The sequence below is a fragment of the Cryobacterium sp. MLB-32 genome (genome assembly GCF_000738085.1).
In the GTDB taxonomy this organism is placed as follows: domain Bacteria; phylum Actinomycetota; class Actinomycetes; order Actinomycetales; family Microbacteriaceae; genus Cryobacterium.
Map to the genome: position 1 here is coordinate 1 of NZ_JPRS01000010.1, position 26,888 is coordinate 26,888.

The following is a 26,888-nucleotide window of genomic DNA, read 5'->3' on the forward strand; positions in this document are numbered from 1 at the left end:
TGCCACATATCCGATGCCACCAGCTACGAGGTCCACGCACGCCGAGCGAATGTATCCGTCCTGTGACAGAACGTCGATAAGTGGCAGGGGGGCGTCGGATGCGTCGGTCACACTCATGTCATGCAATGCGGCTACCTCGTCGAGGAGCCCGAGCATATGGCCGGCTTCAAGGTGCAAGACCTCGTCAACATTGGTCGAGTAAACCTCCTCGATACGCGCTCTTTTGCCAATCAGGTGCAGGCGAATGCGTGGTTCCCCTGCCGCGCAGGGCGCCACCCGCACCAGCTGGTGATTCAGCGGGTGGAAGTAGTAGATGCCGGTCTCGATTCCGGCCACGCCGGCGAGTTCGAGGTAGATCTGGTTCGCGTTCAGTGCGCCGGGGGAGGCGTAGGCATATTTCGGGAGGAGGCGCTCCGGGCTGGCAAACGGACCGAACCAGCGCAGCACAATCCCCAACATCTCCCGGTTGCTGGTGGCAGGAGCGAGAGGTACCTCTCGGCGTATCGGGCCGACGGCCGTGCGAATCGCTTCCACGATGCGGGAACTGTCGATGTCGCCATGAAAGGTGCGATATGTCTTGCGCTCAAAGGCGCTGTCGATATCGACCTCGCTCGCGTCGTGATGGGGTAGCTCGATGACAGTACGGTCGACCAATTCGTCGGCGGACCTCATCCCGTCGTCTGACAACTGCGCGAGCACTGCGACCTTGCTCACCTTTGATTGATGGTGGCCGTCATGCGCTCCCTGGTCCATCAAGGCGGCCTCCTTCTTGTCAAGCTCGATGAACGCCGCCAACTGAACGCCGCCAGCTCGGGTTGTCCATGGAACGACGACGGCCTGGCGGATCCACCGATGGCTTTCGACTGCGAGCCTCACCTCGTCAAGCTCGATGCGGTGTCCGTTGACTTTGACCTGGTTGTCCCTTCGCCCGATGAAGGACACGGTGCCGGAGGGGCCTCGTCGGGCCAGATCCCCGGTTCGGTAGATTCGACGCAGGGCTCCGCTCGCATCGAGGAGGTGAGGGAACCCCTCCGCCGTCTGCTGGGGTTGCCCCGCGTAGCCGCGGGCCAGCTGAATGCCGGCAACGCAGAGTTCCCCGATCTCTCCTGCACTGACGGGCTCCAGATCGTGGTCGAGGACGAGCAGTTCCGTCGAGCTCACCGCCGATCCGATGGGAACAACTCTGTTGTCCCCACCAAGATCGTCTTCAGCGACAACGTGGGCCGTCACGTTGATCGTCGTTTCGGTCGGACCGTACAGGTTGACCGTCCGTGCGCCCGGGTGAGCGGTTGTGAGCTCACGTGCCAGCTGGGTGGTGAGCACCTCCCCTCCGCTGAACAGCTGGGACAGGGTCAAATCTGCGAACCCGTCAGTCTCTACGAGCGCGGCCCAGAGCGTTGGTACGCACTGAATGGTCGTCACGCCATATTCCTTCGCGGTCGCGATGAGCTTTCCAGGGTCGCGGTAGTCCCCGACCCCCGCCATGGTCACGGTCGCACCAATTGCGACTGCCAGAATCTCCCATTGGGCGGCGTCGAAACTGAAGGGGGTCTTCTGCAGAACACGATCTGTACCGTCAATCCCCATCTTGTCGCGCATCCAGCCCATCTGATTCCCGATGCTGCGGTGTTCGATCATCACGCCCTTGGGCTTTCCGGTGCTGCCGGAGGTGTAAATCATGTACGCGAGGTCGCTGGGATCGATGGCTGTTGGTATCTCGTCGACAGATGAGCCGTCACCGGCCGGGAAATCTTCGACGCAGAGGATGGTCACATCCGCACCGCAGGTCGCCCGCGCGTCCCTGGCCAAGGCCCGGGTCGTGAGGATGGCGACTGCCGTGGAATCGGCAATCATGTAGCGGAGCCGCTCGGTGGGGTATTCCGGCGACAGGGGAAGGTAGGCACCGCCAGACTGCAGGACTGCCCACACGGCGACTTCCAATTCCAGCGTCGACTCGGTGAGTATCCCCACGATCGAGTCGGTCGTCACTCCGTGATCGCGCAACGCGGAACCGATCGTAACGCTCCGGTCCCACAGCTGCCGGTAACTCAGAGTCCCGGCCTCCGACTCGACAGCGATCCGTTCCGCATCAGCGAGCACCTGACCCCAGAGCTTCTCGACGACCGTCAACGGAATGTGAGTGTTGTCATATCCAGGCATGAATCTCCCTTAAAACTGTGTGTTGGATCGCAGAGAGCTCGGCGAGGACAGGCATTGTGCCTGCGCGCCAGCTACCCGACATCACGTGCGTGAACGTGACTCTCGGCCGGGCTGCTCCGCTCAACTAGCGAATCGCTTTCTGCTTCTTCGCGAAAGGGCAACCACGTGTCCAGCGAATAAACACCCCGTCAATGGACGGACACGAAGAATTCATCCTGCCGTGGAGGGCCGTTGAATCTGGATGCTGGAGAACAGCGAGAGAGGGATCACGATCCGGGCGCACCTGCGCGCACTGGGCGATCATTCGGTCCAGCGATCGTGCACTGCACCGTCTTGACGTCACTGTGGGACGATAGTCGAGACCATCAGGTACACTTTTCAACGTTGAACATTTCAACGTTAAGGAGTGTCACGTGAAGTCCGTCCGCATCACCCTGCTCACCGCTCTTGCGCCGATGGTGTGGGGCACAACGTACTTCGTGACGACGGAATTCCTGCCCCCAGACCATCCACTGTTCGCATCCTTGGCGCGAGCTCTTCCTGCCGGCCTTATCGCGCTCGCGATCACGCGCACCCTGCCGAGGGGACAGTGGTGGTGGAAATCCATGGTCCTTGGTGTTCTCAATATCGGGGCCTTCTTTCCGCTTCTTTTTGTCGCCGCTTACCTCCTGCCGGGAGGCATCGCCGCAACGCTCGGCGCCGCGCAACCGCTCGTTGTTGCCGTGCTCGTCGTCGCCCTGCTTGGCGAGCGGTTGTCGGCGTGGCGGGTGGTCTGGGGAGTGGTCGGCGTTGCCGGGATCGCTCTCATCGTCTTGCGCTCCACAGCGACCCTCGACACCATCGGCATTGTTGCGGGTGTGGCCGGAGCCGTGTCCATGGGACTCGGTGTAACTCTGACGAAACGATGGGGGCGTCCTCCCGGCGTCAGTGCCCTGACCCTGGCCGGCTGGCAGCTTACAGCCGGGGGGATCTTCCTGCTTCCCGTCAGCGTGATGTTCGAAGGAATTCCCGAGGCCATTGATGCAACGGCCCTCCTCGGCTACGCCTGGCTGGGGATCATCGGCGGACTTCTCGCCTACACGCTCTGGTTCAGAGGGATCGGTCGGATTCCTGTGACGTCGGTGGCCGTCCTCGGGCTCCTTTCTCCTCTGGTCGCCGCCGTGCTGGGTGTGGTTCTTCTCGGACAAAACCTGGGGCCGATGCAACTCTTCGGCTTCGCGCTTGCTCTGGCCGCTATCGTCGCGGGCCAAATCGTGCCGCGGCGATGGGGCAGATCAGCCGACGCCGAGAAAACGGTCGGTTCATCCCCAGCTCACGATCCGGCGCCTCGGTACGTTCGTGCCGAATAGCGATTCACCGTTGTTGACGTCGACCGATCAGCGGAACGCGCATCCACTGCCACCCCGATGGATCCGACCCGATCACGTGAGAGTGCACTGCCGGTGAGAGAGGTGACGCCCCTGACCTCGCCTCAGACGCGTCCATCGGGGTTGGTCGGCGTGATCTTCGCTCGGCGGTAGCCGTGTGTTATGCAGCGACGGGGTCCGCCACCAACGATTCGTCCAGTACGGTGCTGTCTGATGAGTACGCTCCAGCGCCGGCGGTCGCTACCTCCTGGTCTTGCTCGATGGTGCCCGTGGACACCCCGATTGCGCCCATAATCTGACCGTCGCGCACCAGCGTGATGCCGCCGGGGAAGACCACCAGCCGGCCGCCGTGGGCATCGCTCAATCCAAAGATGGGGCCCCCGGGACGGGTTGCTTCCTGCAGAGCATGCGTATCGCATTGAAATGCAATGGACGTATACGCCTTGTTTATGGCGATCGGGATACTGCCGATATTGGCGCCATCCATGCGCACGTGCGCCTTCAGGTTTCCTCCGGCGTCGACGACGGCGATGTCCATCGGCTGACCGATTTCGATCGCTTTTGCGACAGCGGCGTCGATGACGCGGTGGGCTTCCGCCAGCGTGATCGTTTCGAGTACAGTTCCGGCTGCCATGGGGTGTCCTTTTCAGTTGGGATTGTGGGGTTGGCTCGAGATCGGTGGACATAACTAAAACACGCGATCACCTCCGCGAATAAGTGGTGGTTACCCCACCTGGCAGTGCGGGTTATCCCGACTTTCGCTGCCTGAGTGGCTCACCTAGCCTTAAATCCGCTTGAGTCACGGGAGGTAAGTCATGGGTGTTGTTCCGTTGAAGGACATAGTGGGGCCGGCCTTCGAGGCCCGGTACGGCGTGCCGGCAATCAACATTTTCAACGACCTCACAATGGAGGCGGTCCTCGCGGCGGCAGTGGAAGCGAACTCGCCCATCATCCTTCAGACGTCCGTGAAGACGGTGCGCACCATCGGTTCTCGGGTGCTGTTCGACATGTGGCAATCGCTGACTCGTGACATCGAGGTGCCGGTGACGCTGCACCTGGACCATTGTCCAGACCGCGCGGTTGTCACCGAATGCCTTCAGGCCGGATGGAATTCCGTGCTCTTCGACGCGTCCGCCCTGCCCGTCGAGGAGAACCAGCGCCAGACCATCGAGGTGGTCGCTGAGGCCCGCCGCTACGGAGCCCAGGTCGAAGGGGAGATTGAGGCGATCACCGGGGTCGAAGACGATCATGGGTCGGACGACGTCGGACTGCAACAGAGTCTCCGAACGGCTCTGGCGTTCATCGATGCCACCGGCATCGACGTGTTCGCTCCCTCCATCGGAAACGCCCACGGCAGTTACCGCGCCGCCCCGGTGCTCGATGCCGCACGTGTCACCGAGATCGTGGAGGCTCGCAACATTCCCATCGCCCTGCATGGCGGCAGCGGGTTGAGCGCGCAACAGTTCGCCGACCTCATCGCGCGCGGGTGCGCGAAGGTGAATATTTCGACGGCGCTCAAGGAGAGGTTCATGAAGTCGAGCCTGGCCTTTCTCACGCTGGCCGAGCAGAACGACAAGTGGGACCCTCCGGCTCTGTTCACGCACACTCGGACGGACATCATCACGATGGTCACCGGGCTGGCCGAACAATTCGGCAGTGCGGGCAAGGGCGGTCGCTGAGCGTGCCTGCGCTCATCTTCGACTGCGACGGCGTGCTCGCCGACACCGAGCAGTATGGGCACCTGCCCGCCTTCAACCAGACCTTCCGCGACTTCAACGTGCCCGTCCAGTGGAGCGTGGAGGAGTACGCCGACAAAGTGAAAATCGGCGGCGGGAAGGAACGGATGCGCAGCATCGTGACTCCGGAAATCGCCTCGTCACTCGGCTTGGCCGACGACGATGCCGTGGACGAGGCGATCAAGGCCTGGCACCGGCACAAGACCGCCGTATACACGCACTTAGTGGAGTCGGGTGCGATGCCCGCTCGGACCGGGATCGCGCGGATCGTCCGAGAAGCGCACAACGCGGGCTGGACACTCGCCGTCGCCTCCACATCGGCAGAACCGGCCGTCCGCGCCGTGCTTTCCCACGCCATCGGAGAAGAACTTTCACAGCACTTCTCGGTTTTCGCCGGGGACGTCGTGCCGCAGAAGAAACCCGCCCCAGATATCTACCTGCTTGCGTTGAAGGCGCTCGGTGTCGATCCAGACGAAGCGATCGTGGTTGAAGACAGCGCGAATGGACTGCGCGCCGCCCTCGGCGCCGGGTTGCGCACCGTCGTGACCGTCAGCGGGTACACACGCGAGGAGGACTTCGCGGGCGCCTCGCTGGTGGTGACGTCCCTCGGCGATCCGTTGGTTGGCGAACCCGCCGAGGTGCTCGGCAATCTCGCCGGCGTCAGCGTGCCGGATGCCGTCTCGCTCGCGACACTGCACGCCATCTTGACGACGCCGGCCTTCCCGGCCTGACCCAGACTAGTTTCGGAGACACCATGACTTCCACTGACCTCGCCGACGTCGAGTACGTCGTCCGCACCCTCGCGCAGACCGCCGTCGATAACGAGAAAGAGTTCGGCGACCTCGACGCCGTTGTCGGAGACGGAGATCTGGGCTACTCCCTGGCCCGAGGTTTCGAAAAGGTCCTCGCCGACTGGGACACCTTCAAACGCGATGACGTCGCCACTTTTCTGCAGCAGATCGCCCTCACGATCTCCAGCCGGATCGGGGGTACGTCGGGCCCTCTGTGGGGAACGGCTTTTCTGCGGGCGTCGACCGCAGCGAAGACGGTCGACACGATGGACGGAGCTGCCGTCGTTTCCATGCTGCGTGCTGCCACCGATGGCATCATGGCCCGTGGAAATGCGAGTCTGGGCGACAAGACCTTGCTGGACGCCTGATTCCCGCTACCGACGAGCTCGAACGTCACCTTGCGGCCAGCGCCAGCCCCGCCGAGTGTCGTGAGGCATTCAGCCGGACCGCCCGAGAATGCGCCGACGCCACAACCGTGCTCGAAGCACGACGCGGTCGGGCCAGCTACAGCGGGAAACGCAGCATCGGCTCCCCGGACGCCGGTGCCGTCGCCGTCGCCATCATCATCGAACGCATCACCGCCGAATGGGACCGTGACTGACTGGATCCCTGCCTCGCCGTTCTTTCCTTTTCGACCCCGACCATCACACGACATGGAGACCACATGAAGAAGTTCGTCAACGATCCGAAGCAGTTTGTGCCTGAGATGCTCGAAGGCCTGGCGCTCGCCAACCCGGACACCCTCAAGTACGTACCGGAGTACAACCTGATCATGCGTGCCGACGGCCCCGACGTGAACAAGGTGTCGATCGTGCAGGGTTCCGGTTCCGGTCACGAACCCGCCCACGTGATGATCGTGGGCAAGGGAATGCTGGACGCTGCCTGCCCAGGGGATATCTTCGCCGCCCCGCCCCTCGACTACGTCTACGAGACCACCAAGTTGCTCGCCTCGCCCAAGGGTGTGCTGTTGCTCGTGAACAACTACACCGGAGACAGGATGGTCTTCGAAATGGCGCAGGAAATGTCTTCCGCCGATGGTGTCCAGGTCAAGACGCTTTTCATCAACGATGACGTTTCTGTGGAGGACTCCACGTACACGATCGGTCGCCGTGGGGTCGCGGGCAACTTCTTCGTCATCAAGGCGGTAGCCGCCGCCGCCGAACGAGGAGCTGACCTCGACGAGGTCATCCGGATCGGCGAAAAGGTCAATTCGGTGACCCGCACCATGGGCGTTGCGCTGACCGCCTGCACTCCGCCGGCCAAGGGCAGCCCCCTGTTCGAGCTCGGTGAGGATGAGATCGAAGTCGGCGTGGGCATCCACGGTGAACCCGGGCGTCGCCGCACCAAGATGATGAGTGCGAATGAGATCGTCGACGAATTGCTCACCCCGATCGTCAGCGACCTGCCGTTCAGCGACGGGGATCGCGTGGCGCTCATGGTCAATGGGCTTGGCGGAACCCCGATCAGCGAGCTCTACCTTCTCTACGGGCAGGCACACAAGCGTCTCGCCGCACAGGGCATCAGCGTGGGCCGCAGCTACGTCGGTGAATACTGCACGTCCCTGGACATGGCCGGGGCCTCCATCACCCTGGTCAGGCTTGACGATGAAATCGAGTCGCTGCTCCTGGACCCGGCGGAAGTGCCGATCCGGGTGTTCTGAGTCGCGACGGGCGTCACGGAACGAGAAGACGGCGGGGCCGGTCACCACCTGGTGACCGGCCCCGCCGGAGGTATGTGGCCAGGTGATGACGCGGGAGCCGAACCTGCCCGTGCGTGAGGGTTCAGCCAGGCAGTAAACCTCGACCCGGCGGCCGCGGTCAGGGTATTTGCTCATCCCGAATGAGGGATAGCCCGCAGGGAGGGGAGCTCGGGCGGGGCCGTTATGGTGAGGAGAACGCCAATGACCTGCCGCAGCAGTCGTGGCTGCGTGTTTCGTCAAGGAGGATGGAAATGGGAAAGGCACAGCGGGAGAGTGCGATCCTGAATCAGAGAGCGGGAAGGAACGTCGGCGAACAGCCCCAGCTGGATTCGATCGCGGAGTTGGCCCGTGATCTGGCTGGCCGGTTTGAGCTGCAGCCGCTGCTTGGCCGGATTCTGGGCCACGCCGCATCCTTGCTGGATTGTGTATCGGGGTCCATCTCCTTGGTGAATGAGACCGGCGGCACCTACACAAAGAAGGTGGACATCGGAGTCGGGTGTCAGGAGGGACAGACGTTCTCCTTGGAGGAGGGGCTCACCGGCCAGATCGTTCGCAGCCGGTCGACAGTCATCCTCGACGCGTACAGCAGTATCGAGTGCGGTCATATCCCGCCGACCGACCCTCGGTGGAACTGCGCGGTGATCGGGGTGCCTATCCACTGGGGCCAACAGATCGTCGGCGCGTTCATCCTTTTCAGCCCGGACCAGTATCGAGTCTTCACCGTGGAGGAGGCTCGGCTGGCCTGGCTTTTCGCGAGCCATGCCGCGGTGGCGATGATGAACTCCGACTTGCACTCCAAGGCCTCGGTGAGGGAACGCGAGGCTGCGGTCGCCATAGAACGCGAACGTGCCGTGCGCGACGTGCACGAGACCGTGGGCCGGTCCTTGGCCAACCTGCTCCTCACTCTCGATCTGGCCGACAGCGCCAGCCGTGTCGGCGACATTCAGCACGCGGTGACAACGCACATCAGCAATGCCCGCACCATCGCACACGATGCCCTCACGGAGACCCGTCGGACGGTGCTTGGTATGGACCCGCCGGCTCTCTCCGGCCGAAGCCTGCACGACGCGATCGCGTCCGAACTGGCGTGGGTTGAAGCCATGTCGGGCGCTACAACCCGGCTGACCGTCATCGGTGACGTGCGCCCGCTCGCGCCGGAGGTCGCCCATCAAGCCTTCAGAATTGTGCAGGAGGCGCTCAGTAACGTGGTCGCCCACGCACACGCGACGACGGTGCGCACCGGTCTGATCTACGACCGTGGCACGCTCGTGGTCGTGTTGGAGGACGACGGCCGGGGATTCGACCTTGCCGGCGTACACGGTGACCATGCCACGTTGCCGTCTCGGTGCCGCGGGCTCCATGACATGGCCTCCCGTGCCACACATATCGGGGGCGACGTGCACATCGACACCACGCCCCGCTGGGGCACCAAGGTGCGGGCCACCCTGCCGGACCGTGCACCGGCGCGGGGCGCCGCGGGTCGGCCGTTGTGGGAGATCCTGATCGCCCACGACCATCCGGTCATCAGCGCGGGACTTGTGCGGCTGCTGAGCCTGGCGGAGCCGACGATCCAGGTGACGGCCGAGATTCGCTCCGCGGATCAGCTGCTCGCCGCGTACGAGATGCTTCGCCCCGACGTCATTCTGATTGACATTGCCATGGTCCATCGGGACGCGACCGGGATTCTGGCGAGGATCCGCGAGCTGGATCCCGACGTCGCGATCGTGGTGCTCACTGACAGCCCCACGGTGGAGCAGGTGCGCTCAGCTCGGCACGCGTGCGTGCGTGGATTCGTCGATCAACGTGCCGGCGCGGACACGATCGCCCGCACGCTCGTGGCGGCCGGCCTGGGCCAGGCGCTCGTGGAGGGAGACATCTTCGACCACCTGATCGGCGCCTCCCCGCGTGAATCGGGCGCCGACAACTTCACGGTCAGGGAGAAGCAGGTGCACTCAATGGTCATTCGTGGCATGGCCGATAAACAGATAGCCAGCGAACTGGGAATCTCGGTGAAGACGGTGGAGAAGCATGTGGGGTCGGTGCTGCGAAAGACCGGGGCACGCAACCGCACCATGCTTGCGGGTATGAACGGCCGAGAACCCGAGCCTGCGCATCCCTGGGGTTAGCCGCCTGGAGTGACGCGGATCCGAGCGGTCAGCGGCTGACGATGTGCGTGTGCGGAAGGTCTCCGAACGCGACGTTCTGTGTGATGTCGAGGGTCACCGTGTCACTGCCGAAGTCGAGGGTGAACGTGCGTGAGAACGGCGTGCCGACGTTGTGCGCGCGCACGACCAGTCTGTCGGCGGCGACCCACGCGCCGCTTGCCCGAACCCGGCCATCGGCGGATGCCACCCACTCACCATGGCCGAAGGCCAGCGGCCGGTCCACGCCGCCGCGGCCGATCGTGAGCAGCCCGGGCTCGAGCATCGCCGTGGTCACCGGGGAATCTTCGAAGTCGAAACGGATGCCCGCCACCCGGGCCAGCGTCGGTGACGAGGACTCGCCGACGACGGTCGGCAGGGCGAGAGACGTCAGGGTTGCGGTGACATCGGTTGTCGTCTCGGGGAGTGGGTGGTCGGTGAACGCCGGCAGCAGGTGTTGCCAGACCAGGTCGAGAGCGCGTTGCGCAACGGGGAGCGCCGCGGTGAGCACGACCACGGCGTCCTGTTCCGGAAGCACGAGGCAGAACTGGCCGAAGGCACCGTCGGCGCGGTAGCCCGTCGGCCGGTTCCGCCAGAATTGGTACCCGTAGCCCTGACGGCCGTCCACATCGTGCTCGGTGTCGGAGGTGTCCACTTGTATCGAGGTGGCCTCGTCGATCCACTCTGCCCCAACAAGTCGCGTGCCGTTCCACTCTCCGCGCTGCAACAGCAGCTGGCCGAACGTCGCGAGTTGCTCGGTTGTGATGGACAGTCCCCAGCCGCCGGCGTCGATTCCGCGCGGGCAGGTCTGCCAGGTGGCACCGACGATGCCGAGCGGGTCGAACAGCCGCGGGGTGAGGTAGTCGAACAGTCGCTCTCCGGTGAGCCGGTGCATGATCGCCGACAGCAGGTAGCTCGCGCCGCTGTTGTAGACGTAGTGGGTGCCCGGTGCGAACTCGAGGGGCTGGGCGAGGATGGTGCGCGCCCAGTTGTCGCCGTGCGAGTCGTCTGCGAGCGACACCGTATCGGTCGGGTGCCCTGTGGTCATGGTGAGCAGGTGGCGCACGCTGAGCTGGGCCAGGTGTGGGTCAATCTGCGCGGGAAGGTCGTCGGGCAGCAGGTCGACGACGAGGTCTGCCAGCGTGAGAAGGCCCTCGCCGATGGCGAGCCCGATGGCGGTCGCGGTGAAGCTCTTGCTTACCGAAAACATGAGGTGCGGATGCTGCGCCGCGTAGGGATTCCACCAGCCTTCCGCGACGACGCGGCCGTGTCGAACGACCATGAGGCTGTGCAGGCTCTCGAGCTGCTCCTCCGCGGCGGTGACGAAATTGAGGATGGCAGCGGGGGAGAGTCCCTCGGCTTCGGGAGTGCTGCGGGGGAGCGGAGTCATGACCCAATTCTGCCGGGTCCATCGCTGTGGCGTAACCCGGCTACGCTGCATCCGCGGTCGCGACCGGCCAGCTCGGCGTGGCCTAGACGAGCGGCTCGGCCCAATCCGTATGGGTCAGGGCAAGGCCCGCCACAATGACTCGTGCGAGTTCCTCCGGAGTGGCCTGCACTCCTTCCCCCGCCAACGTGCCGAATGTTCGCGGGTCCCAGTCGAGCGACATGGCGGCGTACACGTCGTCGATGACGGATCGAAGTCGGCCCGCGGCGCCCAGGGCAATGGATGCTGTGACGAGCCGTGCTCCTCGAGTGACCCGCTGGGCGATCCCGACGAGCTTCACCTCACCGCGTGCATTCACACTGTGCGGTCCGGAGCAGTATTCACCGCTGACCGCTCCAACACGGGCGTCGATGCCGAGGTCCACAAGCACCCGCCGCATGGCCTCAGACGCCACGTCGAAAACGCGGTCGTTGGCGACGCCCTGATGGGACGGGGTGATCAGGTCAATGACGAGGCAACTTTCGTCGTACGCCACGGCTCTGCCGCCGGCGAGGCGGATGACCGGAGCGAAGCCATGGTCCCGAGCGGCCTGTTGAGCAGCGGGAAACGACGGCATGAGGCCTTCCCGACGGCTGAATGCCACCGTTGAGCGTGGAGCATAGGCCCGCACAATCGGATCGGGGTTCTCGGCGTGCTGCATCTCGCGCATCAGCACCAGGGTGTGGTCGATATCGGATTGTGCCCCGGCACCCATTTGTCCGCACACAGTAACGGGTTTCACTCCACCCACTCCGTTGGCGCGGCGCAGAAATGCGGCGTTCGGGGCTGGTAATGGAGACCGCTGCGAACGCTCACGCCGAGACCAGGTAAACGAGCCTCGCGTGCTCCGGGACTGTTCGGTTCAGACGCCATCATCTGTTGATGTTACCCGTGGTCAGACAGGTCGGTTCGGCTTCTCATGGGGTTTCCCGCGGCGGCAGGCAGCCGGGCGACAAAACCCAGCGGTCAGCGGTCGACGGCAATCGCGTTGAGGGCGGCGAGATGGACAGTTATTCCATTCTGATTGCGTTGGTTCACCGGAAATGTTAGTCATAGGAGAAGGGCGCAGTACCGCTTCGGGCCCTGCAGCCGACAGATGGACGAAGAAGAGAGTTGCCATGGCAAGCGAGAACCCTCCGGTAAAAGAACCTGACGACGGCGATATTGAGGTTGGCGCGCCGAAGCAATGGGCGGCCGGGCTGCCTGGCGTGCTGCACTCCATGATTCCCGCACTCGAACATATGGGTGTGGATCGCACGAGAAAGACCCTGTTGTCGATGAACCAGAAAGACGGCTTTGATTGCATGAGCTGTGCGTGGCCGGACCCGGATCATCGCAAGGCCTTCGAGTTCTGTGAAAACGGCGCCAAGGCGGTCACCTGGGAAGCGACGCCCGTTGTCGTCTCGTCCAGTTTCTGGGCCGACCATCCCGTGACCGATCTGCTTGAGCGCTCGGAATACTGGTTGGGGATGCAGGGTCGTCTGACCGAGCCCGTCTACAGAGCCGTTGGTGAGGACCACTATCGGCCCATCAGCTGGGAGATCAGCTGGGAGAAGGCTTTTTCCCTCATCGGCAGCAAACTCCTCGGCCTGCAGTCGCCCAATGAGGCCGCCTTCTACACCAGCGGCCGCGCCTCCAACGAGGCCGCCTTCGCCTACCAGCTTTTCGTTCGCGGCTATGGGACCAACAACCTGCCGGATTGCTCCAATATGTGCCACGAATCCTCGGGCTGGGCGATGGGTGACACCATCGGCATCGGCAAGGCGACTATCGCGTACGCCGATTTCGGCAAGGCCGATCTGATCATCATCATGGGTCAGAACCCGGGTACTAATCATCCACGTATGCTCACTGCCCTGGAGGAAGCCAAGGCAAACGGCGCCGAAATCGTCGCCGTGAATCCCATGCCGGAAGCGGGCCTGAAAAGGTATAAGAACCCGCAGCTGGTCAAGGGCATCATCGGCCGAGGGACTGACATTTCCGACCAATTCATGCAGATCCGGCTGGGCGGAGACATGGCACTGCTCCAGGCCGTGTCCAAGCGTGTGCTCGACGCCGAGGCGAAGAACCCCGGGACGGTGCTGGACCACGATTTCCTTGAGAAGCACTGTGAAGGTCTGGAAGAACTGAAACTGCACCTGTCGGAACTCGACGAGGACGTCGTTCTGGCGGCCACCGGCCTGCAAGCCGTGGAGATAGACGAATTGGCGGCCCGCTACCTGAAGTCTGACAAGGTCATCATCACGTGGGCCATGGGTTTGACCCAGCAGAAGAAGGGGGTGGCCACGATCAAGGAGATCATCAACCTGCTGCTGTTGCGTGGCAACATCGGAAAGCCTGGCGCCGGAGCCTCCCCGATCCGCGGCCACAGCAATGTTCAGGGCGACAGGACCATGGGCATCTGGGAACAGATGGCGCCCGCTTTCATGACCGCGCTGGGCACGGAATTCGGTTTCACGCCTCCGATGGAGCATGGCGCCGACGCGGTGCAGACCATCCAGGGCATGCAGAAGGGGGGCATCAAGTTCTTCATGGCCTTGGGCGGCAACCTGGTCGGAGCGATCTCGGACACCCAAGCCGTCGAGGCCGCCATGCAGGGCACGGAGATGACCGTTCAGATTTCTACCAAGCTGAACCGTTCGCACGCGGTTGTGGGCGCGGAGGCGCTGATCCTGCCCACCATGGGCCGCACCGAGATTGATCGGCAGGCGTCGGGGAAGCAATTCGTGTCGGTGGAAGACACGGTCTGTGCTGTGCACCCGTCCTTCGGCAAGGTCGAACCGGTGGCGCCTGGTCTGCTGTCCGAGGTGGCCATCATCTCGCGGATTGCTCGAGCGACGATTGAGGGCAGGACCACCGCCGATTGGGCCGGTTTTGAGAAGAACTACGACCTGATTCGCGAACACATTTCCCACGTGGTTCCCGGTTGCGAGGACTACAACACCAAGATCCGGAACGAGGGCGGCTTCGTCCTGCCGAACGGGCCGCGCGATTCGCGCACGTTCCCCACGCCCACGGGCAAGGCCGTGATCACGGTCAACGACCTCGAGTTCCTCAACCGGCCGGCCGGCACCCTGATCCTGCAGACCCTTCGTTCCCACGATCAGTTCAACACGACGATCTACGGTTTCGACGACCGGTACCGCGGTATCAAGAAAGGCCGCCATGTGGTCTTCGTGAATCCGGAGGACCTTGCCGACCTGGGGTTCGCTGACGGCCAACGGGTGGACGTGCACGGGGTGCACGATGACGGCGCTGAGCGAGTACTCCGCAATTATCGGGTGGTCTCCTATCCCAGCGCCAAGGGGTGCGCGGCCGCCTACTATCCCGAGGCGAACGTTCTCGTGCCTTTGGACCATGTGGCGGACGGCAGCAATACACCGGTGTCCAAAGCCGTCATCGTTCGGCTGGAACGCGCACCCCAGTAGGCCTTTCGCTGGTGGCCCGGACGCGCCGCACACGGCGCGCTCGGGCCTTCGTCCGGAAGTGGTCAGTTCTCGAGCGGAACGTCAGGACTGCGCTGCTGCAACGGCGTCCGCCCGGCTTTGGTCGCGAGCGCACCTGCGGCCCTGACGAAACCGGCGATGGAGTGCGAGGTACCCGCCGCGGACGTGCCTGGCTCAGCGCCGGTTCTCCGCCTCAGGGCGCAGGCGAATGAGGCGCTGCGGGCCATCCTCTTTGAGCTCGGCAAGGTCGCTGCGCGAGGAGAGAAAATCGGTGAAGGAACGATAGCCGAGCGGCTTCTCCTTGAAGGACGGGTCCATCCGGCGCATCTGGTTCTTGATCGAACCCGTGTTGAGCCACTCGTCGGCGTCGCCCTTGGCGTGCCCGATCTGGAGCGCGCGCACCAGCAGTTCGGTGGCGACCGTCTGGGGGTCGATGTCGTCGACAGGCTCCGGCTCGTCGAACTGTGCATCGTCGGTGTGCGAGAACATGGGAATCGTCGTGAACTTGCGGGCCTCGATGGGGGCGGTTTCGCGTGCAACTTCGGCCGGCTCCACGGCCTTCTTGCTTGTCTTAGGTCGCTGGGCGGTGGCGGCAGCGGCGGCCGTCGCCGTGGAGTTGTCGATTCCGGGCAGGGAGTCGTAGTCCTCGAACTCGTCGCACGCGGCCGCGAGCGAGGTGCTCGTCGAGCCCGCGACGCCGATTCCCACGACGAAGCGACCCAGTCGCTTCGACTTCTGGGCCAGGGCGATGTAGTCGGAATCGCCGGCGATGATGATCACGTGCGTGAGGTCGGGCAGCCGGAAGAGGTCTTCCACGACGTCAACGGCCAAGCGGATGTCGGCACCGTTCTTGGTGCCCCGGGTGGTCGTGGTGAACAGCTGGGTCAAATCGACCGCGCGCGACATGAGCTGACGCTGGTAGCTGGCGTTGACGGGCACGGACCAGTCGGCGTAGGCGCGATTGACGACCAGGGTGCCGAAGGACGCGGCAAAGTCGATGATGGCATTGAAGTCGACCGTGGCGGCCGCGAGCTTCGCGGCGACCTCGGGGTCGGCATCGCGGCTCGTCTTGTCGAAATCGCGGATACCGTCGCGCTGGAAGGCGTTGCGCCCGTGCAGCTGCTGATAGCGCGAGATGACGATGTTGTCGAAGTCGATGTACAGGCCGACACGGGCGTCGTTCGGTTCGGTCATGGTGAGCTCCTTAGCCGCAGGCGGAAGACTCAGTAGCTATCCGGTACCTCTAGTGTGCGGCGAGAGGCGTGGTGGTAGCAACTCGGCGAATGCGTCGGGCTGTCGGATGCGCAGCCGGCGTTGAGCCAATCCGCCTCTCGGGGTTCGAGCAGTCGATGGGCCGGGTCGGGCGGGTCAGCCACGAGGGTGTGGAGCGTGTCGGCCCGCGGGGCGCTTTGACACGCACGCACCGCGGGATCTAGTATGGAATCGATTCCATGGAATCGATTCCACGCACACAATGAGGTGACACGATGGCGGACATCACAATCAAAGACGTTGCTGCGCTGGCCGGCGTCTCCGCGGCTACCGCATCCCGAGTGCTCTCGGGCAACCCAGCCACCTCCCCTCACGCACGGGCCCAGGTCGCTGCGGCCGTGACCGAGCTGGACTACCGGCCCAACGCCCAGGCCCGGGCCCTGCGATCCACCCGCAGCGATTCGATCGGGCTGTTGGTACCGGACGTGCGCAACCCGTTCTTCGCCGACCTCGCGCACACCGTGGAACAAGCCGCGCTCTCGGCGGGATATGTCACCCTGCTCGGCAACGCCAACGAACAGAAGGAACAACAGGAACGGTATCTCGGCACCCTGATCTCCCGACGGGTGGACGGAATCATCGTGGCGCCCCTCGGAGACGGCGCCGGCAGCATCCGTGCACTGATCGACCGGGAGATCCCGACGGTTTTCGTTGACCGCACCGTCGAGGGCATCGCCGTGCCGAGCGTGACCACCGACAGTGAGGCCGGCATCCGTCAGGCCGTTGCGCATCTCGCTTCCCTCGGGCACACCCGGATCGGTTACATCTCCGGCCCGCAGGCAACGTCGACCGGCCACGACCGCTTCGCCGCCTTCACCACGGCGGTGGCCGAAGCCGGTCTCCGTCATGACCCGGATCTGGTCTATTTTGGCGACTTTCAGGCGGGAAGCGGATCGGCCGGCGTGCACGCGCTGCTGGGCCTGAACGACCCGCCGACGGCGCTCCTCGCCGCGGACAGCCTGATGGCCGTGGGCGCGATTGCCATCCTGCACAAGCTGGGGCTGCGTATCGGCACCGACATCGCACTGGTCGCCTTCGACGATATCGAGTGGTTCGCCCTGCTCAACCCTGCGCTCAGCGTCATCTCTCACAGCGTGGAGGACATGGGCCGGATCGCCGTTGAGCTGCTGCTCCAGGTGATTGCCGGGGACACGCCCCAGTCGGTGGTTCTGCCCAGCGAACTCGTCGTCCGGGCCTCCTCGGCGTCGCCGATCCTGCCCGCCTCCCGCAGAAGGAAGAAACTGACATGACTCCACAACCACTGCTTACCCTGCACAACGTGGGGAAGGTCTTCGGGCCGGTCACGGTGATCAACGACGTCACGGTCAGCGTGTACCCCGGCCAGGTGCAGGTGTTGCTCGGTGAGAACGGTGCCGGAAAGTCCACCCTGATCAAAATGATGGCGGGCGTCTACCAGCCGGATTCCGGCCACATTCTGGTGGACGGAAAGACGGTCACCGTGCCGAACACGCGGGCGGCCGAGGCGCTGGGCATTGCCACGATCCACCAGGAACTCAACCTCGTTCCTACCCTGAGCATTGCCGAAAACGTGATGCTCGGACGCACGCCGACCAAGCACGGCCTCGTTGACCGCCGTGCCCTGCGCAGCCAGGCCCGGGCAGCCCTGGCCCTGATCGGGTTGGACATCGACGTCGACACCCTGGTGGGAGACCTCGGCATCGCCCGGCAGCAGCTCGTCGAGATCGCCAAAGCGCTGAGCATCAACGCCCGCATCCTGATCCTCGACGAGCCGACCGCGGCGCTCACGCGCCACGAGACCGAAAGCCTGTTCGCCGTCATGGCCGACCTGCGCCAGCGTGGCGTGGGCATGCTATTCATCAGCCACCACCTCGATGAGATCGCCGAGGTCGGCGACACCGTCACCGTGCTGCGCGATGGGGAGTTCATCGCGGAGGTGCCGGCCTCGACATCCGAAGACGAGCTGGTGAAGCTGATGGTCGGGCGCGGCATCGAGGATCAGTTCCCGCGGGTCTCCGGCCGGATGGAGAAGGCACCCGAGATCCTCGCCGTGCAGAATCTCACGTCGACCGGCCTGTTCAGCGACATCAGCTTCACCGTTAAGGCCGGAGAGGTGCTCGGCATCGCCGGACTGGTCGGCGCGGGACGCACCGAGCTGATCCGGGCCATCGCCGGCGCCGATCGGTACACGTCCGGCACCGTTGCCGTGCGTGGCCGGAACCTGCCGAACGGCAACATCAAGGCCGCGATCGCGGCGGGCATCGGGCATGTTCCCGAGGACCGCAAGGCACAGGGGCTGGTGCTCGACGCCTCCGTCAACGACAACCTCGGCTACGCCACCCTTGCCTCCACCGCCCAGCTGGGGCTGGTCGACTTCGCCGGCCAGCGCAGCCGGGCGACGGAGGTCGCGAAGAAACTGCGCATCCGCATGCACACCATCGACCAGCCGATCGGCGCGCTCTCCGGAGGGAACCAGCAAAAGGCGGTATTCGGCCGCTGGATCATCGCCGCCTCCACGGTCTTGCTGCTCGACGAGCCCACCCGTGGCGTCGACGTGGGAGCCAAGGTCGAGATCTACGAACTGATCAACACGATCACGGCAGCTGGGGGAGCGGTCCTGATGGTCTCCAGCGAGCTACCGGAAGTCCTCGGCATGAGTGATCGCATCCTCGTGATGCGCGACGGCCGGCTCGCCGGCGAGCTCACCGCAGCAGAGGCAACCCAAGACGCGGTCATGACACTCGCCGCCCGCGACGTCGACGAGAAGCACGAACAGAGATAGGGAATCACACCATGTCCAGCACAACCATGCCGGCGCAGCGCCGCGGCGTCGACTACAAGAAGTTCCTCGCCAACAACGGCGCCCTCGTCGGGCTCGTCGTTCTCTGTCTCGCCCTGTTCATCGCCACCCCGAACTTCCTGACCGGGCAGAATCTGCTCAACATCGGCATTCAGGTCTCCACCGTCGCCGTGCTGGCGTTCGGTATGACGTTCGTCATCGTGGCGGGCGGTATCGACCTGTCCGTCGGCAGCGTGGCGGCCCTGTCGGCCATGGCCTCGGGCTGGATGTTCGCCAGCGGCGGCTTCCCCGGCTGGATCGCCCTCGTGGGCGGCCTCGCGGTGGGCGCACTGGCCGGCGTGATCAGCGGCCTGGCCAACGCCTACGGAAAGCTGCCCTCCTTCATCGCCACCCTCGCGATGCTCAGCGTGGCACGCGGACTGACCCTGGTCATCTCCGACGGCCGCCCGATTCAGACGGCGCCCGAGGTATCGTTCCTCGGCGGCAACCTGGGCCCGGTTCCCATGCCCATCGTCATCCTGGTGATCGCTGCTCTGGGGGCCTCGTTCATCCTCAACCGCACGGTGATCGGGCGTTCGATGTACGCCGTCGGCGGCAATGCCGAAGCCGCCCGGCTCTCCGGGCTCCCGGTCAAGCGCATCCTCGTCACCGTTTTCGCCCTGGCCGGACTGTTCGCGGCCCTGGCCGGCCTGCTGCTCGCTGGGCGTCTCGACTCCGCGCAGCCCCAGGCGGCGGCCGGTTATGAACTCGATGCCATCGCGGCCGTCGTGATCGGCGGGGCATCCCTCTCCGGCGGCCTCGGCAGGATCTCCGGCACCCTCGTGGGCGCCCTCGTTCTGGTCGTCATCCGCAACGGCCTGAACCTGCTCAACGTCACCTCGTTCTGGCAGCAGGTCGTCATCGGCCTCGTCATCGCCCTCGCCGTCGGTGTCGACGTGCTGCGACGCAAGACCCGCAGCAGCTGACCCGGTCGAGCCGGTATCCGGCACTCTTTCCCCCGCTCCACACCCTCTCCACACCACACAAAGGAAACACAATGAAGTCATCCTCGTTCATCAAGATCGCGGCGCTCACCGCCACGGCGGCCCTGATCCTCGCGGGAACCACCGCCTGCGGCCGCGGCGGCGGCGCCGAGGCCTCCGGCAACACGATCGTGATGGCCATCTCCACCCTGAACAACCCGTTCTTCGTGGAACTGCGCGACGGAGCGCAGGCCGCCGCCGATGAGGCCGGGGTTCAGCTGGACATCGTCGACGCCCAGAACGACTCCGCGACGCAGGCCAACCAGCTCGCGACGGCCGCCGCGAGCGGCGCCGATGCGGTCATCGTGAACCCGGTCGACTCGGATGCCGCATCCTCGGCCGTCGAGGCCCTGATCACGGCCGGGATCCCGGTCATCGGTGTGGACCGCACGGTCAACGGCGTCGATCTCGCCTCCCTCGTCGCGAGCGACAACGTCGCCGGCGGACGACAGGCCGCCGACGAACTCGCCAAGGCCATGGGCGAGACGGGCAGCATCATCCACCTGCAGGGCGTCTCCGGAACCTCGGCCAGTCGCGAGCGCGGCGCCGGCTTCGAGGAGGGGCTGAAGGCGTATCCCAACATCACCGTGGTCGCCACGCAGACAGCCAACTTCGACCGTGCCGCAGCGCTCGACGTCACGACCAACCTGTTGCAGGCCAACCCGGGCGTGACCGGAATCTTCGCGGAAAACGATGAGATGGCCCTCGGCGCGATCCAGGCGCTCGGCGCCCAGGCCGGCACCGACGTCTCCGTCGTCGGCTTCGACGCACGGCCGACGGGCTCGCAGCAATTAAGGCAGGCACGCTCGTCGCGACCATCGCCCAGCAGCCGGCCGAACTCGGCAAGCTCGCCATCGAATCCGCTGTCAAGGCGCTCAACGGCGACACGATCGAGAAGACCGTCCCGGTCGAGGTCGTCTCCGTCACCCAGGCGAATGTCGGCGACTTCACCAAGTGAGTGACATCGCCAGCACTGCCCTCACCTCACCCTCTGGCAGCGTCGAGCCGGGTTCGGTGGTGGTCGTCGGCTCCATCAACGTCGACCAGCTGATTCGCATCCATCGCCACCCGAAGCCGGGCGAGACCCTCATCGGAACGTCGATGGAGTTCCTGCCCGGCGGGAAGGGCGCCAACCAGGCGGTTGCTGCAGCCCAGCTCGGCGCCCGGGTGAGTATGGTCGGCGCCGTCGGCCGGGATTCCCAGGCTGTGGTCGCCGGTGCGATCCTGACCAGCGCGGGTGTCGAACAGTCGGCCGTTCGAACGGTCGATAGGCCCACCGGGCTCGCCTTGGTCAGCGTCGCGGCCGATGGCGAGAACACGATCGTGATCATCCCCGGCGCCAACGCCGTGATGGATGCCGAGGCCGTGCAGGCCAGCGCCACCCTCATCGCCGCCGCCACCGTCGTGGTGCTTCAGGGCGAGATTCCCGCTGACGGAATCGTGCGGGCTGCGCAGCTGGCGACCGGGCGGGTGGTGCTGAACCTGGCCCCCGTCATCGAGCTGGACGCCGAGGTGATCCGCAGGGCAGACCCCCTCGTCGTCAACGAGCACGAGGCCGCCCTCGTGCTCGCGCAACTGGAACCGCAGCGCGCCATCCCGACCGACGATGCCGAGCTGGTGGCTCGGCTGCGGGAATCGGGCGTCGCATCCGTGGTGCTGACCCGCGGTGCGCGGGGAGCCATCTGCGCTGACCGGGATGGCACCCACTCCGTGGCGTCGCCCACGGTCGTCGCCGTGGACAGTTCGGGGGCCGGCGATGCCTTCGTGGGTGCACTCAGCGCTCAGCTGGCCGCCGGGGCACCCCTCCTGCGTGCCGTTGGCCTCGCTGTGCGCGTCGGCGCCTTCGCGGTGCAGGGCCGAGGAACCCAGACCTCCTATCCGATGCTGGCCGACGTGCTGCCGACGACGAATGCGATGGTGCACGCATGAAGAAACGCGGCATCCTGAATGCCGAGTTGTCGGGCGCACTGGCCCGGCTCGGCCACACGGATGTGGTTCTCCTCGCGGACTGCGGCATGCCCATCCCGCGCGGCGTTCCCGTGATCGATCTGGCTCTCGTGCACGGAATTCCCCGGTTCGAACAGGTTCTTGACGCCCTACTCGACGAGCTCGTTTTCCAGGGGTGCGTGGCTGCGGTCGAAGCGAAGACCGCTCCGGCCGGGGAATGGCTGGCCGACCGCTTCGACGACATCGAGTACATCAGCCACGCGGAGCTGAAGGATCTGTCCGCATCCGCGAAACTCTTCATTCGCACGGGGGAGGCCACCCCGTTCGCCAACGCGGCGCTGGTCTGCGGCGTCTCCTTCTAAGGCGTGGTGCCCGACGGATGCGGCACCGCGATTCTCCCGTCTGGAATCACGATCATCACCGGTCCGGATGCTCCAGCAGATAGCCTCGGATGATCGGGAACCTGCGCGCGACGGAGATCTGGTTCCTGAACCACACGAGCAGGGAGACCGGATGAAAGCCATTGTCATTGAGTCGGGCGCGCAGGAATCTGAGTTGGTCATGCGCGACATTGACGCTCCGGCAACCGGAGCCGGCCAGGTCAAGATCCGCGTGCACGCGGCATCCGTCAATCGTGCTGATCTGGCCCAGCGGGCCGGAACGCACCAGACCGCGTCACCCGGTTTCGGCCCGGTCGTGGTGGGCCTCGACGCTGCGGGTGACGTCGTGGACGTGGGTGCGGGAGTCACGGGTGTGCACGTGGGCGATCGCGTGATGTCCCTCGTCGCGGGCGGCCTGAGCGAGTTCGTCGTTGTCGAGGCGGCACTCGCGGTGCCGATTCCCGAAGCGTGGACCTACGCGGAGGGTGCCGCGGGCATCCTCGGGCTGATGACCGAACACAACGCCCTGCGCACGGTCGGCGCGTTGGCCCCCGGCGAATCGGTACTCATCCACGGCGCCGCCTCGTCGGTGGGGCTGCAGTGTGTGCAACTGGCCCGGCACCTCGGGGCCGGGCTCATCATCGCCACCACGCGCACGGACCGGTCGACCGAGCTGCTTCTATCGCTCGGAGCGGATCACGTGGTGATCGTGGATGAGGCCGGGTTTGCAGACAGGGTGCTCACCCTGACCGAAAATCGCGGGGTCGACGTCATCATCGACCACGTCGGCGGGCCGTATCTCGAAGGCTCCGTGCGGTGCGCCGCCCTCACGGGCCGTCTGGTCAGCGTGGGTCGCCTCGGCGGAGGCCACGGCGTGCTTGATCTGGAAGCGGTGGCGCTGAAGCGCCTCAGCCTCGTCGGCGTGACCTTCCGCACCCGCGATGCCCGGGAAAAGGCGGCTGTCGCCGCCGCGCTCCGGTCGGAGGTTGACCTTGATGTCGAGGTACTGCGGCCGCGCATCGACCGGGTGCTGCCGTGGACGCGGGCGCGTCAGGCTCAGGATCTCCTCGCCGAGAATTCCCACCTCGGCAAGGTAGTGCTCGCGCTCGACGATCAGGCGCAGAACCGTTCGAGCTAGAAATTTCTGCGGGGGGATCGGGCATCGTCCCGCGCTTCCGCGCCTGAAGGCATCGCTCGAAACGCCCGGCGACAGGCACGGAGCATGTCCGGGTCATGAACAAGAGGGAAACAGCGGCGGGTGGAAGCGGGTGAGGGGACCGGATCCGGTACTGATAAAGCATGGGGACCATTTCTGGCGCTGCGCGCCGCCGTGACAATCCGATCGTCTGTTTGGCAGACCTGGCCACGGGCGCGGAGATCGTGTCCGGGGCCACCCCGGTGGCCGAGATCGATCGTGTGTTCCGTGCCGACCGCCAGCTGGGTTCGCTCGTCGTGCAGGACGACGACGACTACTTCTTGCTGACGCGGGAACAAGTGGAATTCACCCTCACCGGGCGACTCGGCTACGGGCGAGGCCTGTATGCCAGAGCGACGGCACGTCACATGGTGCCCGAGAATTCGCTCGCCCTGCCCGGCTCGATGGGTCTCTCGAAAGCAGCCCAGCGCATTCTCAAGCTCCCTGGAAACCAACGCTATCGAGACGTGCTGGTGCTGACCGTCGATGGTCCCCGGGTCGTCTCCGTGTCGCAGATATTCGAACGTTTGTCGGCGGATTTTCGCCACGCGGCGCTTCATGATTCGCTCACGGGGCTACCCAACCGCCGGCAGCTGACGGAGCGGGGCGCGGCAACCCTCGATGACGCGGGGGACCTGTCCCGTTTCGCGGTTCTGTACGTCGACCTGGACGGCTTCAAAGCGATTAACGACACGTTCGGTCATCAGATCGGAGACGAGATTCTGGTCAGCTTCGCAGAACGGCTGCGTCAGATGGTGCGTCCCACCGATGTGCTGGCCCGACTGGGTGGAGATGAGTTCGCGATGTTGCTGGTGGACGTGGATGCGGACCAACTTCGCGCGATCGCCGACCGGATTGTGCTCGGGTCCTCGGTTCCGTTCGCCGCTGACGGCCATCAGCTGTACGTGTCCGCGTCAGTCGGCATTGCTATGACCGGTGATGTCGCCGAGGAACAACAGCTCAGTCGGCTTGATGCACTGCTGCGGCACGCCGACGGGGCCATGATCAAGGCCAAGCAGGCCGGCAAGCGTCAGGTGGCGCGCCTCGATGGACAGGGCGAGGCTGCGCCGATCGTTCGGAATGCGCTCATCCGGCGGCGGCTTCCCGCTGCATTTGAGACGAACGCGTTTGTCTTGCACTACCAACCGCAGCTGGACCTGGCCAGTGGCGAGTGCTCAGCGGTGGAGGCGCTGCTCCGCTGGACGGACCCGGTCCTCGGCTCAGTATCGCCCGCCGAGTTCATCCCGATTATGGAACTGTCCGGCGACATCCATCGCATCGGACGCAGAGTCATCAGCCAGGCCTGCGCTCAGGCCAAGCTCTGGCTGGATGCGGGAACACCCCGTCGTGTGGCCGTGAACGTGTCACCGCTGCAGCTCGCCGCCCGCACGATCGTGCCCGAACTCGAGGCGGCCCTCGAGCGTCACGGTCTTCCCGCTCACCTGATCCAGGTCGAAATCACCGAGGGAGCCGCGATTACCGACCTGCCGCGGGCAATCGGCCAGCTTCAACGCCTGCGCACGGCCGGAGTCAGTATTGCCCTGGACGACTACGGCACGGGATTCTCCTCCCTGGCTCTGCTGCGCAGCTTGCCGCTGACCGCGGTGAAGATCGACAAGACCTTCATCGACACGATCGATTCCTCGTCCGCTGAAGCGCTGCTCGTGGGCGGCGTCATCGACACCGCTCACGCCCTCGGGCTCACCGTCACGGCCGAGGGTGTCGAACGTCCCTGCCAACTGGAGCTACTGCGGGATCTGCGCTGCGACACGGTGCAGGGCTACCTCATCTCGAGGCCGGTTGCGCCTGAAGCTCTTCCCGCGCGGTGGGTTGACTGACACCGCGACTCAGGGGGCTGTTTGGCCTCCGTCCGGTGCGCAACCAGGTGTCCGGTCCCACGCCCCGCCGCCGAGTCACACCATGATTGGCGATGAATATACGCCCACGTGCGCGGACTGGTTACCCAGCCCGGGGTGATCGTGCGACGCTTGGTTCATGGACCTGGACGTATCTCCCGCACTGACGATCCCCGCCACAGAACTGGGCTGGCGTTTTTCGCGGTCGTCCGGACCCGGTGGCCAGCACGTCAACACCTCCGACAGCCGGGTGCAGCTGTCGTGGAACGTCGCCGAGTCGGCGGCGCTGACCGACGAGCAGCGGGCGATGCTGCTCACCCGCCTCGAACGCCGTCTTGTCGGGGGCGTGGTCACGATGGCCGCCTCCGAGGAGCGCTCCCAGCTGCGCAATCGCGAAATCGCCCTGCGCAAGCTCGCCGAGCTGATCGCCGACGCGCTCGCCCCCGATGCTCCGCTGCGCCGGGCGACCAAACCCACTAGGGGTTCGGGTCGGCGGCACCTCGCGGCCAAACAACAGCGTTCGGCCACGAAACAGAACCGGCAGCGTCCCGCCGCCGAGTAGTGCCGGTCGGGCGGCATCCGGTTGCCGTGGCCGCCCGCAACTCCTCGGGCATCCGTTCGTCAGATCGGTGCGGTGTTAGGCCGAACGGGTCTCGTTGTCGAAGCTGGCCGTGTCGATGACGAAGCGGTAGCGCACATCGCTGCGAATGACACGCTCATAGGCCTCGTTGACCTGGTCGATGGAGATGACCTCCACGTCGGCGCCGATGCCGTGGGCCGCGCAGAAATCGAGCATCTCCTGCGTCTGGCGGATGCCGCCGATCTTCGAGCCGGCGATCGAGCGGCGCTGCGAGGCGAGCCAGAACATCTTCACCTGGTCGGGCTCGGTGGGGATGCCCACGTGCACGAGGGTGCCGTTGAGGGCGAGCAGGCCGAGGTAGCGCTCCATGTCGAGGTTGGCGGCCACGGTGTTCACGATGAGGTCGAAGTGGTTCTCGAGCTCGGCGAAGGTGGTCGGATCGCTCGTGGCGTAGTAGTGGTCGGCGCCGAAACGCAGGCCGTCTTCCTGCTTGCTGAGCGTCTGGCTGAGCACGGTCACCTCGGCGCCGAGCGCGTGGGCGATCTTCACGCCCATGTGGCCGAGGCCGCCCATGCCGAGAATGGCGACCTTCTTGCCCGGGCCGGCCTGCCAGTTCTTCAGCGGTGAGTAGAGGGTGATGCCGGCGCAGAGCAGGGGGGCTGCCTCGGAGAGTTCGATGCCCTCGGGGATGCCGAGCACGTAGTTCTCGTCAACGACGACCGCGGTGCTGTAGCCGCCGTTGGTCGGGGTGCCGTCGTAGTTGCGGGCGTTGTAGGTGCCGACCTCGCCCTTCAGGCAGTACTGCTCCTCGCCGGCGAGGCAATTCGCGCACTCGCGGCAGGAGTCGACGAAGCACCCGACGCCGACGCGGTCACCGACGCGGTAGCGCGTGACGTCGCTGCCGACGGCGGAGACGAAGCCGGCGATCTCGTGGCCGGGAACCATCGGAAACAGTCCCACACCCCACTCATCGCGGGCCTGGTGGATGTCGGAGTGGCAGATGCCGGCGAACTTGATGTCGATGGCCACGTCGTGCGCGCCGGGGGTGCGCACCTCGATGGTGGTGCGAACGAGGGGCTGGTTGGCGGCGG

Annotated in this window: 21 protein-coding genes and 1 pseudogene; 16 read left to right on the top strand and 6 right to left on the bottom strand. The window is 65.2% G+C overall.

Features of this window, described 5'->3' with window-relative positions; all coding sequences use genetic code 11:
* On the bottom strand, nucleotides 1–2,160 hold a 2,160-nt coding region (locus JF66_RS02340; RefSeq protein ID WP_156109621.1), incomplete at its 3' end, for an amino acid adenylation domain-containing protein.
* Between the two features lie 413 nt (nucleotides 2,161–2,573).
* On the opposite strand from JF66_RS02340, the gene JF66_RS02345 reads away from it, so the two are divergent.
* Entirely contained in the window at nucleotides 2,574–3,509 is a 936-nt protein-coding gene (locus tag JF66_RS02345; protein WP_197059297.1) for an EamA family transporter, read from the top strand.
* A 178-nt stretch (nucleotides 3,510–3,687) separates the two neighbouring features.
* On the opposite strand, the gene JF66_RS02350 is transcribed toward JF66_RS02345, so the two are convergent.
* Nucleotides 3,688–4,161 (bottom strand): heme-binding protein, encoded by a 474-nt coding sequence (locus JF66_RS02350; RefSeq protein ID WP_051973030.1) that lies wholly within the window; start codon nucleotides 4,159–4,161, stop codon nucleotides 3,688–3,690.
* Between the two features lie 181 nt (nucleotides 4,162–4,342).
* Between JF66_RS02350 and JF66_RS02355 the strand changes: the two genes are divergently transcribed.
* The 5 genes and pseudogenes from JF66_RS02355 (at nucleotide 4,343) to JF66_RS02375 (ending at nucleotide 9,879) form a co-directional block, all read left to right on the top strand.
* Nucleotides 4,343–5,206: a class II fructose-bisphosphate aldolase gene (locus tag JF66_RS02355; RefSeq protein WP_035874609.1), complete on the top strand. Its 864-nt coding sequence runs from the start codon at nucleotides 4,343–4,345 to the stop codon at nucleotides 5,204–5,206.
* Nucleotides 5,207–5,208: 2 nt separating this feature from the next.
* Nucleotides 5,209–5,994 carry an HAD-IA family hydrolase gene (locus JF66_RS02360; protein WP_035874612.1) on the top strand — a complete coding sequence of 262 codons (786 nt, stop codon included), beginning with the start codon at nucleotides 5,209–5,211 and terminating at the stop codon, nucleotides 5,992–5,994.
* 23 nt (nucleotides 5,995–6,017) lie between these two features.
* A pseudogene (dhaL, locus tag JF66_RS02365) lies at nucleotides 6,018–6,655 on the top strand (dihydroxyacetone kinase subunit DhaL).
* A 63-nt stretch (nucleotides 6,656–6,718) separates the two neighbouring features.
* Nucleotides 6,719–7,714 carry a dihydroxyacetone kinase subunit DhaK gene (dhaK, locus tag JF66_RS02370; protein ID WP_035874615.1) on the top strand — a complete coding sequence of 332 codons (996 nt, stop codon included), beginning with the start codon at nucleotides 6,719–6,721 and terminating at the stop codon, nucleotides 7,712–7,714.
* Between the two features lie 290 nt (nucleotides 7,715–8,004).
* On the top strand, nucleotides 8,005–9,879 hold the full coding sequence (locus JF66_RS02375) for a LuxR C-terminal-related transcriptional regulator (RefSeq protein ID WP_035874618.1): 1,875 nt from the start codon (nucleotides 8,005–8,007) through the stop codon (nucleotides 9,877–9,879).
* A 28-nt stretch (nucleotides 9,880–9,907) separates the two neighbouring features.
* On the opposite strand, the gene JF66_RS02380 is transcribed toward JF66_RS02375, so the two are convergent.
* Nucleotides 9,908–11,284 carry a serine hydrolase gene (locus tag JF66_RS02380; protein ID WP_035874620.1) on the bottom strand — a complete coding sequence of 459 codons (1,377 nt, stop codon included), beginning with the start codon at nucleotides 11,282–11,284 and terminating at the stop codon, nucleotides 9,908–9,910.
* Between the two features lie 82 nt (nucleotides 11,285–11,366).
* On the bottom strand, nucleotides 11,367–12,062 hold the full coding sequence (locus tag JF66_RS02385) for a lipoate--protein ligase family protein (RefSeq protein ID WP_156109623.1): 696 nt from the start codon (nucleotides 12,060–12,062) through the stop codon (nucleotides 11,367–11,369).
* Between the two features lie 376 nt (nucleotides 12,063–12,438).
* On the opposite strand from JF66_RS02385, the gene JF66_RS02390 reads away from it, so the two are divergent.
* The gene (locus tag JF66_RS02390) at nucleotides 12,439–14,748 is read left to right on the top strand and encodes an FdhF/YdeP family oxidoreductase (RefSeq protein WP_035874624.1); all 2,310 of its coding nucleotides are present in this window, start codon (nucleotides 12,439–12,441) and stop codon (nucleotides 14,746–14,748) included.
* Between the two features lie 192 nt (nucleotides 14,749–14,940).
* Here the strand turns inward: JF66_RS02390 and JF66_RS02395 are convergent, their stop codons facing one another.
* Complete coding sequence (locus JF66_RS02395) at nucleotides 14,941–15,960, bottom strand: NYN domain-containing protein (RefSeq protein ID WP_035874628.1); 1,020 nt, start codon at nucleotides 15,958–15,960, stop codon at nucleotides 14,941–14,943.
* A gap of 293 nt (nucleotides 15,961–16,253) precedes the next feature.
* On the opposite strand from JF66_RS02395, the gene JF66_RS02400 reads away from it, so the two are divergent.
* From JF66_RS02400 to arfB, 9 genes are all read left to right on the top strand, one after another.
* Complete coding sequence (locus tag JF66_RS02400) at nucleotides 16,254–17,288, top strand: LacI family DNA-binding transcriptional regulator (protein WP_035874631.1); 1,035 nt, start codon at nucleotides 16,254–16,256, stop codon at nucleotides 17,286–17,288.
* Entirely contained in the window at nucleotides 17,285–18,799 is a 1,515-nt protein-coding gene (locus tag JF66_RS02405; RefSeq protein ID WP_035874634.1) for a sugar ABC transporter ATP-binding protein, read from the top strand. The genes JF66_RS02400 and JF66_RS02405 overlap by 4 nt, the downstream gene beginning before the upstream one ends.
* Before the next feature lie 11 nt (nucleotides 18,800–18,810).
* Nucleotides 18,811–19,782: an ABC transporter permease gene (locus tag JF66_RS02410; RefSeq protein WP_035874637.1), complete on the top strand. Its 972-nt coding sequence runs from the start codon at nucleotides 18,811–18,813 to the stop codon at nucleotides 19,780–19,782.
* Between the two features lie 71 nt (nucleotides 19,783–19,853).
* Entirely contained in the window at nucleotides 19,854–20,801 is a 948-nt protein-coding gene (locus JF66_RS02415; RefSeq protein ID WP_231556259.1) for a substrate-binding domain-containing protein, read from the top strand.
* The gene (locus JF66_RS02420) at nucleotides 20,794–21,768 is read left to right on the top strand and encodes a ribokinase (protein ID WP_231556260.1); all 975 of its coding nucleotides are present in this window, start codon (nucleotides 20,794–20,796) and stop codon (nucleotides 21,766–21,768) included. The genes JF66_RS02415 and JF66_RS02420 overlap by 8 nt, the downstream gene beginning before the upstream one ends.
* The gene (gene rbsD / locus JF66_RS02425) at nucleotides 21,765–22,148 is read left to right on the top strand and encodes a D-ribose pyranase (RefSeq protein WP_035874640.1); all 384 of its coding nucleotides are present in this window, start codon (nucleotides 21,765–21,767) and stop codon (nucleotides 22,146–22,148) included. The genes JF66_RS02420 and rbsD overlap by 4 nt, the downstream gene beginning before the upstream one ends.
* A 151-nt stretch (nucleotides 22,149–22,299) precedes the next feature.
* Nucleotides 22,300–23,304, top strand: a complete 1,005-nt coding sequence (locus JF66_RS02430) for a zinc-binding dehydrogenase (RefSeq protein ID WP_035874665.1) — start codon at nucleotides 22,300–22,302, stop codon at nucleotides 23,302–23,304.
* 161 nt (nucleotides 23,305–23,465) lie between these two features.
* Nucleotides 23,466–25,199 (top strand): bifunctional diguanylate cyclase/phosphodiesterase, encoded by a 1,734-nt coding sequence (locus JF66_RS02435; RefSeq protein WP_081882091.1) that lies wholly within the window; start codon nucleotides 23,466–23,468, stop codon nucleotides 25,197–25,199.
* A gap of 157 nt (nucleotides 25,200–25,356) precedes the next feature.
* Nucleotides 25,357–25,779 carry an alternative ribosome rescue aminoacyl-tRNA hydrolase ArfB gene (arfB, locus tag JF66_RS02440; RefSeq protein ID WP_035874643.1) on the top strand — a complete coding sequence of 141 codons (423 nt, stop codon included), beginning with the start codon at nucleotides 25,357–25,359 and terminating at the stop codon, nucleotides 25,777–25,779.
* Nucleotides 25,780–25,854: 75 nt separating this feature from the next.
* Here arfB and JF66_RS02445 read toward each other — a convergent pair.
* On the bottom strand, nucleotides 25,855–26,888 hold a 1,034-nt coding region (locus JF66_RS02445), incomplete at its 5' end, for an NAD(P)-dependent alcohol dehydrogenase (protein WP_035874645.1).

Coding starts and splice junctions, on each gene's coding strand:
- JF66_RS02350 (WP_051973030.1), bottom strand. CDS start 4,161: ATGGCAGCCGGAACTGTACTCGAAACGATCACGCTGGCGGAAGCCCAC.
- JF66_RS02355 (WP_035874609.1), top strand. CDS start 4,343: ATGGGTGTTGTTCCGTTGAAGGACATAGTGGGGCCGGCCTTCGAGGCC.
- dhaK (WP_035874615.1), top strand. CDS start 6,719: ATGAAGAAGTTCGTCAACGATCCGAAGCAGTTTGTGCCTGAGATGCTC.
- JF66_RS02375 (WP_035874618.1), top strand. CDS start 8,005: ATGGGAAAGGCACAGCGGGAGAGTGCGATCCTGAATCAGAGAGCGGGA.
- JF66_RS02380 (WP_035874620.1), bottom strand. CDS start 11,284: ATGACTCCGCTCCCCCGCAGCACTCCCGAAGCCGAGGGACTCTCCCCC.
- JF66_RS02390 (WP_035874624.1), top strand. CDS start 12,439: ATGGCAAGCGAGAACCCTCCGGTAAAAGAACCTGACGACGGCGATATT.
- JF66_RS02395 (WP_035874628.1), bottom strand. CDS start 15,960: ATGACCGAACCGAACGACGCCCGTGTCGGCCTGTACATCGACTTCGAC.
- JF66_RS02400 (WP_035874631.1), top strand. CDS start 16,254: ATGGCGGACATCACAATCAAAGACGTTGCTGCGCTGGCCGGCGTCTCC.
- JF66_RS02405 (WP_035874634.1), top strand. CDS start 17,285: ATGACTCCACAACCACTGCTTACCCTGCACAACGTGGGGAAGGTCTTC.
- JF66_RS02410 (WP_035874637.1), top strand. CDS start 18,811: ATGTCCAGCACAACCATGCCGGCGCAGCGCCGCGGCGTCGACTACAAG.
- JF66_RS02415 (WP_231556259.1), top strand. CDS start 19,854: ATGAAGTCATCCTCGTTCATCAAGATCGCGGCGCTCACCGCCACGGCG.
- rbsD (WP_035874640.1), top strand. CDS start 21,765: ATGAAGAAACGCGGCATCCTGAATGCCGAGTTGTCGGGCGCACTGGCC.
- JF66_RS02430 (WP_035874665.1), top strand. CDS start 22,300: ATGAAAGCCATTGTCATTGAGTCGGGCGCGCAGGAATCTGAGTTGGTC.
- JF66_RS02435 (WP_081882091.1), top strand. CDS start 23,466: ATGGGGACCATTTCTGGCGCTGCGCGCCGCCGTGACAATCCGATCGTC.
- arfB (WP_035874643.1), top strand. CDS start 25,357: ATGGACCTGGACGTATCTCCCGCACTGACGATCCCCGCCACAGAACTG.